This window comes from Mariniluteicoccus flavus, from assembly GCF_054776655.1.
The window spans coordinates 378,741-390,550 of record NZ_BAAHBN010000003.1 but is presented as its reverse complement, the minus strand read 5'-3'; the positions used below and the strand labels follow the sequence as shown (position 1 = coordinate 390,550).

The 11,810-nt window shown below is 69.6% G+C and carries 13 protein-coding genes; 5 read left to right on the top strand and 8 right to left on the bottom strand.

Annotated elements, in window-relative coordinates:
• Positions 1 to 14: 14 nt before the first annotated feature.
• The 3 genes from ACYVAG_RS07955 to ACYVAG_RS07945 are packed head-to-tail and all read right to left on the bottom strand — an operon-like array spanning position 15 to position 3,186.
• Entirely contained in the window at positions 15 to 884 is an 870-nt protein-coding gene (locus ACYVAG_RS07955; protein WP_460768576.1) for a carbohydrate ABC transporter permease, read from the bottom strand.
• A gap of 17 nt (positions 885 to 901) precedes the next feature.
• Positions 902 to 1,831: a carbohydrate ABC transporter permease gene (locus ACYVAG_RS07950; protein WP_460768574.1), complete on the bottom strand. Its 930-nt coding sequence runs from the start codon at positions 1,829 to 1,831 to the stop codon at positions 902 to 904.
• Positions 1,831 to 3,186, bottom strand: a complete 1,356-nt coding sequence (locus tag ACYVAG_RS07945) for an ABC transporter substrate-binding protein (RefSeq protein ID WP_460768572.1) — start codon at positions 3,184 to 3,186, stop codon at positions 1,831 to 1,833. Before ACYVAG_RS07945 ends, ACYVAG_RS07950 begins: the two co-directional genes overlap by 1 nt.
• 142 nt (positions 3,187 to 3,328) lie before the next feature.
• On the opposite strand from ACYVAG_RS07945, the gene ACYVAG_RS07940 reads away from it, so the two are divergent.
• Positions 3,329 to 4,537: an ROK family transcriptional regulator gene (locus ACYVAG_RS07940; RefSeq protein ID WP_460768570.1), complete on the top strand. Its 1,209-nt coding sequence runs from the start codon at positions 3,329 to 3,331 to the stop codon at positions 4,535 to 4,537.
• Here the strand turns inward: ACYVAG_RS07940 and ACYVAG_RS07935 are convergent.
• The 5 genes from ACYVAG_RS07935 to efp are packed head-to-tail and all read right to left on the bottom strand — an operon-like array spanning position 4,506 to position 8,737.
• On the bottom strand, positions 4,506 to 5,786 hold the full coding sequence (locus ACYVAG_RS07935; RefSeq protein WP_460768568.1) for an MFS transporter: 1,281 nt from the start codon (positions 5,784 to 5,786) through the stop codon (positions 4,506 to 4,508). The two genes, ACYVAG_RS07940 and ACYVAG_RS07935, sit on opposite strands and share 32 nt — an antisense overlap.
• 1 nt (position 5,787) lies before the next feature.
• Complete coding sequence (locus ACYVAG_RS07930) at positions 5,788 to 6,591, bottom strand: LURP-one-related/scramblase family protein (RefSeq protein WP_460768567.1); 804 nt, start codon at positions 6,589 to 6,591, stop codon at positions 5,788 to 5,790.
• Between the two features lie 33 nt (positions 6,592 to 6,624).
• Positions 6,625 to 7,695: an ATP-dependent DNA ligase gene (locus tag ACYVAG_RS07925; protein WP_460768566.1), complete on the bottom strand. Its 1,071-nt coding sequence runs from the start codon at positions 7,693 to 7,695 to the stop codon at positions 6,625 to 6,627.
• Positions 7,696 to 7,703: 8 nt separating this feature from the next.
• Complete coding sequence (gene nusB / locus ACYVAG_RS07920; protein ID WP_460768564.1) at positions 7,704 to 8,168, bottom strand: transcription antitermination factor NusB; 465 nt, start codon at positions 8,166 to 8,168, stop codon at positions 7,704 to 7,706.
• A complete protein-coding gene (gene efp, locus ACYVAG_RS07915; protein WP_460768563.1) occupies positions 8,168 to 8,737 on the bottom strand; it encodes an elongation factor P in 570 nt (189 codons plus the stop codon). Before efp ends, nusB begins: the two co-directional genes overlap by 1 nt.
• A gap of 109 nt (positions 8,738 to 8,846) precedes the next feature.
• Here efp and ACYVAG_RS07910 point away from each other — a divergent pair, with 109 nt between their 5' ends.
• From ACYVAG_RS07910 to ACYVAG_RS07895, 4 genes are all read left to right on the top strand, one after another.
• Positions 8,847 to 10,004, top strand: a complete 1,158-nt coding sequence (locus tag ACYVAG_RS07910; protein ID WP_460768562.1) for a pyridoxal phosphate-dependent aminotransferase — start codon at positions 8,847 to 8,849, stop codon at positions 10,002 to 10,004.
• A 216-nt stretch (positions 10,005 to 10,220) separates the two neighbouring features.
• A complete protein-coding gene (locus ACYVAG_RS07905; protein ID WP_460768561.1) occupies positions 10,221 to 10,553 on the top strand; it encodes a hypothetical protein in 333 nt (110 codons plus the stop codon).
• Positions 10,554 to 10,719: 166 nt separating this feature from the next.
• Positions 10,720 to 11,190 (top strand): ArsI/CadI family heavy metal resistance metalloenzyme, encoded by a 471-nt coding sequence (locus tag ACYVAG_RS07900; protein WP_460768559.1) that lies wholly within the window; start codon positions 10,720 to 10,722, stop codon positions 11,188 to 11,190.
• Positions 11,191 to 11,193: 3 nt separating this feature from the next.
• On the top strand, positions 11,194 to 11,808 hold the full coding sequence (locus tag ACYVAG_RS07895; RefSeq protein WP_460768558.1) for an arsenate reductase ArsC: 615 nt from the start codon (positions 11,194 to 11,196) through the stop codon (positions 11,806 to 11,808).
• The last annotated feature ends 2 nt before the right edge of the window (positions 11,809 to 11,810 follow it).

Genomic DNA, 11,810 nt, shown 5'->3' with positions numbered 1-11,810 from the left:
GGAGCGATCGCGCGTCAGCGGATCGTCGTTCCCCACATGTTGAGCAGGTATTTGCGCATGATCGCGATGAAGATCATCGACGGGATCACGAGGAACAGGCCGCCGGCGAACCGGAAGGCCATGGGCGAGTCCGACAGCGAGCTCAGGACCTGGGCGGGCAGGGTGCGCTGGGTGAACGTCAGGATGGTCGCGCCCAGCACCTCGTTCCAGGACCCCACGAACGTGAAGATCGAGGACGCCGCCATGCCGGGCAACGCCAACGGGAGCACGACTTTCAGGAAGGCCTCGATGGGGTTGCAACCGAAGATGCGGGCCGCCTCCTCGGCGTCGACCGGCACCGACAGGAACACGCTCGACGTGATCAGGATGGTGGTCGGCAGCGACAGCGCCGTGTGGAGCAGGATGACCGCGAGCGGGGTGTCGTAGATGCCGGCGGTGAGGAACACCTGGGCCAGCGGCACCGAGAGCACCACGATCGGCAGCGCGCGGGTGAAGAGCAGGAACAGCTGGTAGGGATCCTTGCCCCTGAAGGCGAACCGGGCGATCGCGTAGCCGGCCGGCGCACCGATGAGCGACGCGACGACCAGCGTGCCGAGGCCGACGTAGAGCGAGTTGATCAGGCCCGCGACGATGCCGGACGACTGGAGGAACGTCGACATCGTCTCGGTCGAGAAGAACTTCGGATACAGCGGCTGCGGGAACTGGGTCAACCCCTCGCGGGAGCTGAACGCGGCGACCGCGATCAGGTAGATCGGCACCATCATGAACAGCGACACCGCGATGCAGGCGACCTGGAGCAGCGCCCGTCGGCGCTTCAACGCCTGCAGGGGTTTGCGGTCGACGACGATGCGCTCGTCCGCCGGCGAGGAGGGTGCGTGTGCCATGGAGACGCTGGAGCTCATCACTGGACCGCCTTCGACTGGTCGCGCAGCGCGCGGAGGTAGATGAACGCGGTCACCATGGAGATCGCCATGACGACCAGGGCGTACGTCGACGCCACGTTGGGGTTCTGGAGCCCCGCGTACCACCGATAGGTCTCACCGACGAGCACCGGGAATCCTTCACCCGTGAGGGCCTGGGCGACCGCGAACGTCTGGAAGGCCGCGATCGTCCGCAGGATGAGGGCGACCTGGAGCGACGGCTTGAGCAGCGGGAGCGTGACCTCGCGCAGCCGCGTGAAGTAGGAGGCCCCGAAAACCGCTGCGGCCTCGTCGTAGTCCTTCGGGATGCCCTGCATGCCGGACACGATGATGACGAGCACCAGCGACGTCGCGCGCCAGACCTCGGCGATGACCACGGCGGCGAACATCGTGCCGGTGTTCTGATAGTTCAGCCAGGACACCGTCGGCAGGCCGAACGTCGCCAGCACCGAGTTGATGTAGCCGCGATCGGCGAAGATCGACAACCAGACCAGGCCGGCGGCGAGGTCGGACACGGCCAGCGGGACGGCCCACATGTAGAAGTACGCCGAGCTGCCCTTCGGCTTGGCCTGCAGCAGCAGCGCCATCGCGAGGGCGAACACGAACTGCAGCGGCAGCACGACGATGATCAGCAGCACGGTGTTGCGTACGGCCGGCCAGAACTTGGGGTCGGACACCATGCGCGCCCAGTGGTCGGTGGTGAAGCCCGACGGGTTGGTGAACGCCACGATGATGCCCTGGACCATCGGATAGGCGAACAGCAGCGTCATGAAGAGCAGCGACGGCGCGATGAGGAGCCACACCGAGGTGGTGCGCGACCGCGGCCTGGTCGCGCCCCCGTCCCGGCGTCCGGTTCCCTGCTTCGCCTCCGGCTCCTGGCCCCGCCCGGGGGTGGTGACGGAGCTCGACATCAGCCCACCTTGCAGGGCGTGCCCGGTGTCGAGGGATCGGGCGCCCAGCACGGCACCTTGACCTCGTCGAGGATCTTCTGGATGTTCTTGGCCTGGGCCTGCACGACCTCGGCCGGCGCCTTCTTGTTCAGGCAGACCTGGGCGAAGGTGTCCTTGAACGCCTGGCCGAGCTCGCCGTCCTTGGCGCCGATGCCCACCGGCGGGAGGGCGACGACGGCGTTGGACGCGGACTGCTGGGACTTGACGGCCTTGGCCTCCAGCGACACCGCGGGCGTGAGGTCGGAGGGCAGCTCGCCCTTGATCACCGGGAAGAAGGCGTTCTGCTTCAGCGTCTCGTTCTGCATCTCGGGCTTGAGCAGCGCCCGGATCACCTTCGAGGCCTTGGCCTTGTCGGCACCCTTGGGCACGGCCACCCCGGCGATGACCAGCATGTAGCCGAGTCCCTTGGGCCCCGAGGGCGCCTGGACCATGATCCACTCGTCGGGCTTCCCCTTCGGCGCGTTCACCAGACGGGCCACGTGGTCCCAGGCCACGAGGACCTCACCGTTGGCCAGCGGATCGCTCATGTTGTCGTAGTTGGTCGAGGCCGGGTTCATGTTGTCCCACAGCTGGGCCATGTATTCCCACGCCTTGACGGCGTCCGGCGACGTGAACGTGGAGATCTGTCCGCCGGTGAAGCTCGGGAGCAGGTAGCCCTGGAAGAAGCGGTGGTAGAGGCCCTTGGGCCCGCACGGCATGCCGAACACGCCCTTGCCGCCGTTCCCGGCCTTGGCCGCCTTCGCCCACGCGAGGTATTGGTCGTAGGTCAGGTTGTTGACGTCCGCGCCGGCCGGCAGCCACTGGAGGGCCTTCTTGTTGACCGCCACGACGTAGGTCGCCTGCATCCAGGGGATGAACTTGGTCGTCTGCCCGCCGAGCTTGCCGAGGTCGAGCAGGTCCTGCTCGATGCCGGCCGACTTGGCGTCGGCCACGAGGTCGTCCACGTCCTCGAGCTGGTCGGCGATCGGGGCGAGGTCGCCGTAGAGGCCGCCGACGACGTCGAACTGGACCTTCTTGGCCGCGACCTGGGTCTTCACCTGGGTGAGGAACTCGCTGGTGGTGGGGGCGACGTTGAAGCTGGTGGGCGGATCGGTGAGGAACTTCTTCACGATGCCCTCGTAGCGCTGCTTCTCCTCCACCTGGCCGAACTGGGTGGCGTAGAACTGCGCCCCGTTCGGACCCGCGTTGCCGCCGGTGGTCGAGGCGCCCGCGCAGCCGGTCAGGGCCGAGCCGAGCGGCACCGCGGCGGCGAGGCCCGCGCCCAGGCCCAGGACCCGACGCCGGGACAGGGTGGTCATCTGATCTGGCTTCGACATCATTGTCTCCTCCTGCGCGGGTCCACCGTTGGACTTTTGCGTGTTCCTAAAACATAAGGCGTCGGCAATACTGAGTCAACGCTTCTGGCGAAAAGTCATGCGAAAGTGTTCCTGAACGCGTTCCCAAGACCGAGGATCGATGATGACCCCAACAGACGCCTCCCCCGTGCCCCTGGCCCTCCCGCCCCTCGCCACGCGCGGCGCGGCGTCCCACGGCTCCCTGTTCGCCATCATCCGCGCAGGCGGTGGGATCACGCGCCAGGAACTCCTCGAGGCCAGTGGCATGTCCCGGTCCACTCTGGTCGCGCGTCTGGGCGAGCTCGAGGCCGCCGGCCTCGTCCGCGACTCGGGCCAGCGCTCACCCACCGGGGGCCGACCCGCCAAGGGCCTCTGCTTCGACGACCGTGACAAGGTCGTGCTCACCCTCGACGTCGGCCAGACCGGCGCGACCGTCAGCCTGTGCAGCCTGGCCGAGGAGCAGTTGGAGACCGTCAGGACGCCGCTCGACCGCGGCCAGGACGGCGCACAGTTGATCGCTCGCCTCAGCGAGGTGGCCGAGCCGCTCCTCGCGAGCCACCCGTCCGCGCGCCTGGTCGGGGTCGGGCTCGCGATCCCGGCGCCGGTGCGTACGCCCCGGGGCGACCGCTGGCCGACGGAGGCCATGCCCGACGCCGAACACGACCTCGCCGGCGACCTCGAGGCCCGGTTCGGCGTGCCCGCCGTGGTCGAGAACGACGCGCGGGCGATGGCGCTGGGCGACCACGTGCTCTCGGAGGGTCCCGGCGTCTTCCTGAGCCTCAAGTACGCCAGCGGCATCGGCGCCGGCGTCGTCAGCGACGGCCACATCCTGCGCGGGTCGACGGGAGCCGCCGGCGACATCGGGCACATCCGCATCGCCGAGACCGGCCCGGTGTGCACGTGCGGGGTGCGCGGATGCCTGGCCGCCTTCACCTCGGGCCGCGCGCTGCTGCTCACCCTGACCCACCGCGGCGTCGCGTCGCTGGCCGACCTCGTGGCGCTGCTCGACGCGGGCGATCCTGAGGTCGTGGCGCGCGTCTCGGAGGCCGCGGACCTTCTCGGCACGCACGTGGCGGCCCTCGTGCAGGCGCTGAATCCGACCCGTGTCACCCTCGGCGGCTCGCTCGGCCGTCATCCGCTCGTCTTCGACCGCCTCGTGAGTTCCGTCGGGGCCCACACGATGGCGCGCGTGAGGGACCACGCCGAGATCGTGGTCTCACCGCTCGGCCGCATGGCCGGCACGGTCGGGCTCGTGCGACTCGTCACCGAGACCGTCTTCGCCCCCGAGCGGGTCGACGCCCTCATCGAGGCGCGGGCTCGCCAGGCGTCCTGACCGCCAGCGCCACGATCGGCAGCAGGCAGCACAGCGACACCACGGCCAGCCACGCGAACCCCCACGTCGCCTGCACCGGCCCGGCGACCCCGGCGCCCAACGCGGCGAAGAAGCTCATGACGGTGTCGGTCGTGCCCTGCGCCTGCGTACGCACGGCCGGGTCGACCGCCGAGCTGAGCAGCGACGATCCGGCGACCATGCCGAACGACCAGCCGAGGCCGAGGAGGAACAGGCCCAGCGTCGTGACCTCCATCGACGGCCCGGCGAAGAAGCAGCACGCGAGCGCGGCGGCGTTGATCGCCTGGCCGATGACCACGCAGCGGACCGTGCCGATGGCGTCGGCCAGGCGGCCGACCACGGGCGAGAACGCGAACATGCCGAGCGTGTGCAGGGAGATCATCAGCCCGATCAGCTTCAGGCCGTGGCCGTGGGTGTGCAGGTGGACCGCGGACATCGTCATGACCGTGACCATGACCATGTGGTTCAGCACGACGGCGACGAAGGCGAACCGGGACCGCGGGCGCGACCAGATGGCGCGGATGACCGCCGGCGTACGCCCGGGGGCGGCTGCGGGGCGATCGGTGGTCTCACGTTCGAGTCGTTGCGCCGTCAGCAGCGGGTCGGGCCGGAGCGCGGTGATGATTACCGCGGCGGTCGCGGCCAGCGCGACCGCGGCGATGACATAGATGCCGGCGATGGGCGGCAGCCCCAGCGGGCGGGCGACCGACTCCCCCGGCGCCGCCAGGTTCGGCCCGAGCACGATGCCGACGGTGGTGGCCCAGACCACCAGCGACAGGGAGCTCGTGCGCCGGCGCGGCTCCTCGAGGTCGATCGCGGCGAAGCGCGACTGGAGGTTTCCCGCCTGGGCGGCGCCGAACAGCACCAGCCCGACGACGAGCAGGATCAGCGACCGCTGGGTGATCGCCGCGATCTGCACCAGGGCTCCCACGGTGGCCAGCGACCACCCCAGCCCCAACGACGTACGCCGGCCCCGGCGTACGGCCAGGAGCGCGAGGGGGACGCCGAAGGCGGCCGTCGCGAGCAGGGCGATGGTGCGCGAGATGCCGGCCAGGGCCTCGTCGTCGGTGATCTGGTAGGCGATCACCGCGCCCATCGCGGTCGCCGCGCCGATGCCGAGGCTGCCCAGCACCTGCGCGGCCGCGAGGACGCGCAGGATGCGGGGCTGGGCCGCGTGGCGCGGCGGGTCGGACGCGTGCAGCGAGGGGTGTGCGCCGGTGGCCGCCGCCACCTCAGCGCTGCTGCAGGGCGTCAAGCGCGACGCCGATGGCCGCGGCGAGACGCCAGTCGAGGCGCTGGCCGCCGTTGAAGGCCGGGAGGTCGACCCCATAGCGGTCGCGGAGGCTCGAGCCGCGCGTGTGGTGCAGCACGGGCTGGCCGTCGGTGGTCTCGAAGTCGAAGGCATACCAGTTGTTGAGCCACCACGAGTCGCCCATGAGGCGGCGGAGGATCGCCACGAGCTGCGACCGCTCCTGGCCCTCGAACTGGTTGCCGTACGCGTCCCCGAGCTGCCAGCTCGAGCGCATGATCGACTTGCCGAACTCCTTCTTGAACCAGCCGATGGGCTGGCCGGCACCGTCCAGCACGTCGTAGGTCGCGGCGAGGTCCATCACCTGGCGGGCCTTGAACGAGAAGACCGGCTGGCTGCGGCCCTCGTCGGCGAAGAACGTCACGTGCTCCTTGAAGGCGAAGCGCTTCTGTTCGGCCACTGCGAGGAGCTGTCCCTCCTGGCCGTTGCTGTCGAGCGTGCGGATCTCATAGCGGTTCACCGTGAGGGTGATCTTCTGCTTGATCGCGAGGCGGTCGAGCTGTGGCTGGGCCGGGGGCTGCTGCTGGGCGTACGGATTGGCCCCCTGCTGGCCCCAACCCTGCTGGGGCTGCTGCTGGTCCCAGCCCTGCTGGGGCTGCTGCTGGTCCCAGCCCTGCTGGGGCTGATTCCACCCCTGCTGGCCCTGATTCCACCCCTGCTGGCCCTGATTCCAACCCTGCTGGCCCTGGTGCGGCGGCCACTGATCCGGCGGTCCCTGATGAGTCATGGGCCCGAGGCTACCCCTGCCAGGTGTCGGGTGTCAGGCCTCCAACACCTCGCTGAGGCGCAGCCCCGGCGGCACCTCCACCTGGTCGAACCCGCAGCTCTCCGGCGTCCGGTCGGGCCGCCAGCGCAGGAAGTCGGCGTTCGACCGGAACCGGACGCCGTCGTGCAGCGCGTCGAACGACACCTCGCAGACCAGCATCGGCGCGATGAGGTGGACCTCCTCGCGGGGTTGCGACCACCGCGACACCCCGTCGGGGAGTCGCGCACCGGTGCGTACGCCGGAGGCCGGCGACCACGGGTGGGCGTCGAACTCCGCGCTCCCCCGCTCGAGCCGCAGCGCGCCCAGCATCTCGGCCAGCTCGCGCCGCTTCGCGCCGGGGAAGCCCGCACACACGCCGACCGCGTGGAGCGCGCCGCGGTCGTCGACCAGCCCCAGCACGAGCGAGCCAAGGCTCGGGTGGGCCGTCGACGAGTTGCGGTCCAGACGGAAGCCGCCGACGACGACATCGGCGGTCCGCCGGTGCTTGATCTTGAGGATGGCCCGGGCGCCGGGCAGGTAGCGCCCGTCCAGCGGTTTGGCCACGACCCCGTCCAGGCCCGCCGCCTCGAAGTGGGCGAACCAGTCCTCGGCGACGTCGTGGTCGTAGGTCACCGGCGACAGCAGGAGCGGCCCGTCCCACGGCTCGGCGAGCGCCTCGAGCACGCCCCGGCGTACGGACCAGGGCTGGTCGAGCAGCGAGGTGTCGTCGAAGCAGAGCACGTCGAACGCCACGAACGACGCCGGCATCTCGCGCGCCAGCTGCGGCGCCCGCGCCGCGGTCGAGTGGCGCGACGCCAGCCGCGTGTAGTCGAGCCGGTCGCCCGCGATCACCACGCACTCGCCGTCGATCACACACCGGTCGGGCAGCGCGTGCGCCGCCGCCACCAGCTCGGGGAAGTAGGCCGTGAGGTCGGTGCCGTGACGTGACCACAGGCGTACGTCGTCACCGTCGCGCACCAGCAGGGCGCGCCAGCCGTCCCACTTGGGCTCGTACGCCATGCCGTGCGGGATGGCGTCGACCAGACGCGCCAGCATCGGGGTCAGCGGGACCGCGATCGGCAACATGGCCGCGCTCAGCCGCGCTGGGTGGCGATCTTGGCGAGGACGCCGTTGACGAACGCCGGCGAGTCGTCGGTCGAGAGCTCCTCGACGATGGCGACGGCCTCGGACACCGCGATGCGGACGTCGATGTCGGTGTGGAGCAACTCGTACGCGGCCACGCGGCACGCGTTGCGGTCGACCCGGGGCATGCGCTCCAGAGTCCACCCGGACGCGAGGCTGTCCGCGATGGCGCGGTCGAGCGCGCCGAGGTGGTCGCAGACGCCTACGACGAGCTCGTGGGTGAACTCGCGGACGGGGTGTTCGCCGGCCTCGCGCTCAGCCAGGATCTGGCGCGCCGAGACGCCCTTGAGGTCGGCCTCGAAGAGCATGTCGAGCGCCCGCATGCGGGCCTTGGTGCGGGTGCTGTGGTTGCGGGCCGGCCCCTGGCCGGGGGCCGGCCCGATCAGCTCGAGCTCGGGGAGCTCGCCTGCGGGCATCAGTTGCCGCCGACGCGACCGAGGTAGTCGCCGGTGCGGGTGTCGACCTTGACCTTCTCGCCCTGGGTCAGGAAGAGGGGGACGTTGATCTGCTTGCCGGTCTCGAGCGTGGCCGGCTTGGTGCCGCCCGTCGAGCGGTCGCCCTGCAGGCCCGGCTCGGTGTAGGTGACCTCGAGCTCGACCGACGCCGGGAGCTCGATGAACAGCGGCGTGCCCTCGTGGAGCGCGACCTGGGCGACCTGCTCCTCGAGCAGGTAGTCCTTCGCGTCGCCGACGACCTCGGCCGGGATCGACATCTGGTCGTAGGACGTCTGGTCCATGAACACGAAGCCGTCGCCGTCGTGGTAGAGGTATTGCATCTCGCGACGATCGACCGTCGCGGTGTCGACCTTGGTGTCGGAGTTGAAGGTCTTGTCGACCGTCTTGCCCGTCATCACGTTCTTGATCTTGGTGCGCACGACGGCGTTGCCCTTGCCCGGCTTGTGGTGCTGGAACCACTGCACCTGCCAGAGCTGACCGTCGAGGTCGAGGACCATGCCGTTCTTGATGTCATTGGTGGAAGCAACCACGCGCGTACCTTTCGCTGTTCTCACTGTTCGAGTCGACGCCGACCCACTCTACCCGTTCCGGGCTGTGGCGCGGGCACGCGCGCCTTCTGGTTGGCTAGGGTGGTCTGTCATGGACAACCCGCTGATCCACCGCATGCAGGGCTTCGCCACCACGATCTTCGCCGAGATGACGACGCTCGCCGTCCAGCACGACGCCATCAACCTCGGCCAGGGCTTCCCCGACACCGGCGGTCCGCAGGAGGTCCTCGACGCGGCGAAGGCCGCGATGGACCGCGGCGAGAACCAGTACGCGCCGGGCCTCGGCGTACCGGAGCTGCGCGAGGCGGTGGCCCACCACCAGCGCGCGTTCTATGGCATCGACCTCGACCCGGCGACGCAGGTGATGGCGTCGGCGGGTGCCACCGAGGCCATGACGGCGTCGATCCTGGCGCTGTGCGAGGCGGGCGACGAGGTGGTCGTGCTGGAGCCGACCTACGACTGCTACGAGCAGGCGACGGCGCTGGCGGGCGGCGTGCTGAAGCGCGTACGCCTGCACGAGCCGGCGTACTCGCTGGACGCCGACGAACTACGGGCCGCGGTGACGGACCGGACGAAACTTCTCATCATCAACTCGCCCCACAACCCGACCGGACACGTGCTGACCGCCGAGGAGCTGGCGTCGATCGCCGAAATCGCGATCGAGCGCGACCTGGTGGTGCTGTGCGACGACGTCTATGAACACCTGACCTTCGACGCGCGCACCCACACCCCGCTCGCGACACTGCCCGGCATGTTCGACCGGACGGTGACGATCTCGTCGGCCGGCAAGACGTTCTCGGTGACGGGTTGGAAGATCGGGTGGCTGACCGGGCCGGCGCGGCTGCTGCAGGCGATCCACACGGTGAAGCAGAACATGACCTACACGAACGGGACGCCGTTCCAGTTCGGCGTCGCGGCGGGGCTGCGGCTGCCGAAGGACCGGTTCGCGGCGATCTGCCGGCAGTTCGTCGACGGTCGCGACCGGCTGGTGCCGGGCCTCGAGGCGGCCGGTCTGGACGTGCACCCGGCCGAGGGGTCGTATTTCGTGATGACCGACATCAGGCCACTCGGCTTCGACGACGGCTATGAGTTCTGCCGGATGCTGCCAGGGAAGATCGGGGTGGCGGCGATCCCGGCGCAGGTGTTCTATGCGGACCCGGCGACGGCGCGCCACCTGGTGCGGTTCACGTTCGCGAAGCAGCACGAGGTGCTGGACGAGGCGGCGAAGCGGTTGGCGACGCTGGGGTGACGCGTGGTCACGTTCTCCGAGCGAGCGCCAGCGAGACGAGGAGCGCACGCTGGCTGAGCGACGAGCCCACGCTGGCTGAGCGACGAAGGAGTCGAAGCCCCCCATGGACGATCTGCAGAAATCGGAGTCCTCAGGACCGAAATGGCGTGCCTACTGGCCGGTCGGGACATATCGTCCACACCACCGCGCGATGAGCCAAGGGAGCGCTGACCGAGCATGAGTCGCACCACCGATGACGAGCTCGCGCGTGAGTTCCACGCGCAGTGGCACCGGCTGCGGAACCAGACCGACGGCATTGAACTCCGCTCCGTCGACGCGGAGGCGGGACACCTCCACGTCGTCTACACCCGACCCGGCCTCGACCGGGTGTTCGGGTTGCGCCAGTCAGTGCTCGGGGCCGACGGCGAGCCAGCGCCGCTCTGGGCCTACCTCACGGTGTGGGACGTCATCGAACCCCTGGGTGGCGCGGTCCCCACGGTCCGAGGTGACGTGACCTGGCACGGCGACATCGCGGAGTGGGCCGGGGTCCCGTGGGAGTCACGGGGGTGACGGCGTCGACCTCCTCGTTCACCAGGTTGGCTTCCATCTGATCGAAGATGCGTGCCCGCAGCCGGTCGGGTCAAACCCCGTGGTCACATATTGACCCACGTCGATCCGGGGTGCAGGATTGCCATATCGACCTTCGTCGATATAACTGACTTCACGGAGGCCCCCCATGAGCCGTGTGCAACTCGCTCTCAACGTCATCGACCTCGAGGCGTCCATCACCTTCTATTCCACTCTCTTCAGCGTGCAGCCGCACAAACGTCGCCCCGGGTACGTGAACTTCGTGGTCGCGAACCCACCGATGAAGCTCGTCCTCATCGAGACCGACGAGGCGAGTCGCGGCGAAGGGCCCCACGGGGCGCTGAACCACCTCGGCATCGAGGTTCAGGACGGCTCCGAGGTCACCGAGGCGCGGCAACGACTCACCGACGCCGACCTCGCGACCTTCGACGAGGACGACACGACGTGCTGCTACGCACTCCAGGACAAGGTCTGGGCGCACGACCCCGCCGGCGCCCCCTGGGAGGTCTACGTCGTCAAGGACGACAACCCGGCCGACGGCCAGCCGGCCACCACCTCGGCCGTCCTGCTCGACACTCCGGGCACCGGCTCCGCGTGCTGCGCTCCGAAGAGTGCCTGAGCCATGAGTCCCACACCAGACCCGTACGCAGCCATCGTCGACGACCTCAGATATTCCTACGACGGAGTCTTCTCGAAGGAGTCGGTCGACGAGGCTGTCGCGTCGGCCCGCAGGCAACTGGAGAGCGTGTCGCGGATCCCGACCTTCCTCCCGGTCCTGGTCGCGAAGCAGGCCCGCGAACAACTCACGGCTGCCGCGCAGGCCGAGGGTCGCATCAGCAAGCGGGTGCCCGAACTGCTCTTCATCTGCGTCCACAACGCCGGCCGGTCACAGATGGCCGCAGCTCTTGCCCAACACCTGTCCAACGGCCGGGTGCATGTCCGGTCCGCCGGCTCCGACCCGACGGGCCAGATCAACCCGCTCGCCGTCGAGGTGCTCGCCGAGCGTGGCATCTCGCTCGTCGACGCCTATCCCAAACCGCTGACCGACACCGTCGTGCGGGCCGCCGACGTCATCATCACCATGGGGTGTGGTGACGCGTGCCCGATCTACCCCGGGCGCCGCTACGAGGACTGGACCGTCGCCGACCCTGCCGGCGCCGACCTCAGCACCGTCCGGGACATCCGCGACGACCTCCAGGGGCGCGTCACGGCCCTGTTGCGCGAACTCCTCGACTGACC

Coding starts and splice junctions, on each gene's coding strand:
- ACYVAG_RS07955 (WP_460768576.1), bottom strand. CDS start 884: ATGGCACACGCACCCTCCTCGCCGGCGGACGAGCGCATCGTCGTCGAC.
- ACYVAG_RS07950 (WP_460768574.1), bottom strand. CDS start 1,831: ATGTCGAGCTCCGTCACCACCCCCGGGCGGGGCCAGGAGCCGGAGGCG.
- ACYVAG_RS07945 (WP_460768572.1), bottom strand. CDS start 3,186: ATGTCGAAGCCAGATCAGATGACCACCCTGTCCCGGCGTCGGGTCCTG.
- ACYVAG_RS07940 (WP_460768570.1), top strand. CDS start 3,329: ATGACCCCAACAGACGCCTCCCCCGTGCCCCTGGCCCTCCCGCCCCTC.
- ACYVAG_RS07930 (WP_460768567.1), bottom strand. CDS start 6,591: ATGACTCATCAGGGACCGCCGGATCAGTGGCCGCCGCACCAGGGCCAG.
- ACYVAG_RS07925 (WP_460768566.1), bottom strand. CDS start 7,695: ATGTTGCCGATCGCGGTCCCGCTGACCCCGATGCTGGCGCGTCTGGTC.
- nusB (WP_460768564.1), bottom strand. CDS start 8,168: ATGCCCGCAGGCGAGCTCCCCGAGCTCGAGCTGATCGGGCCGGCCCCC.
- ACYVAG_RS07910 (WP_460768562.1), top strand. CDS start 8,847: ATGGACAACCCGCTGATCCACCGCATGCAGGGCTTCGCCACCACGATC.
- ACYVAG_RS07905 (WP_460768561.1), top strand. CDS start 10,221: ATGAGTCGCACCACCGATGACGAGCTCGCGCGTGAGTTCCACGCGCAG.
- ACYVAG_RS07900 (WP_460768559.1), top strand. CDS start 10,720: ATGAGCCGTGTGCAACTCGCTCTCAACGTCATCGACCTCGAGGCGTCC.
- ACYVAG_RS07895 (WP_460768558.1), top strand. CDS start 11,194: ATGAGTCCCACACCAGACCCGTACGCAGCCATCGTCGACGACCTCAGA.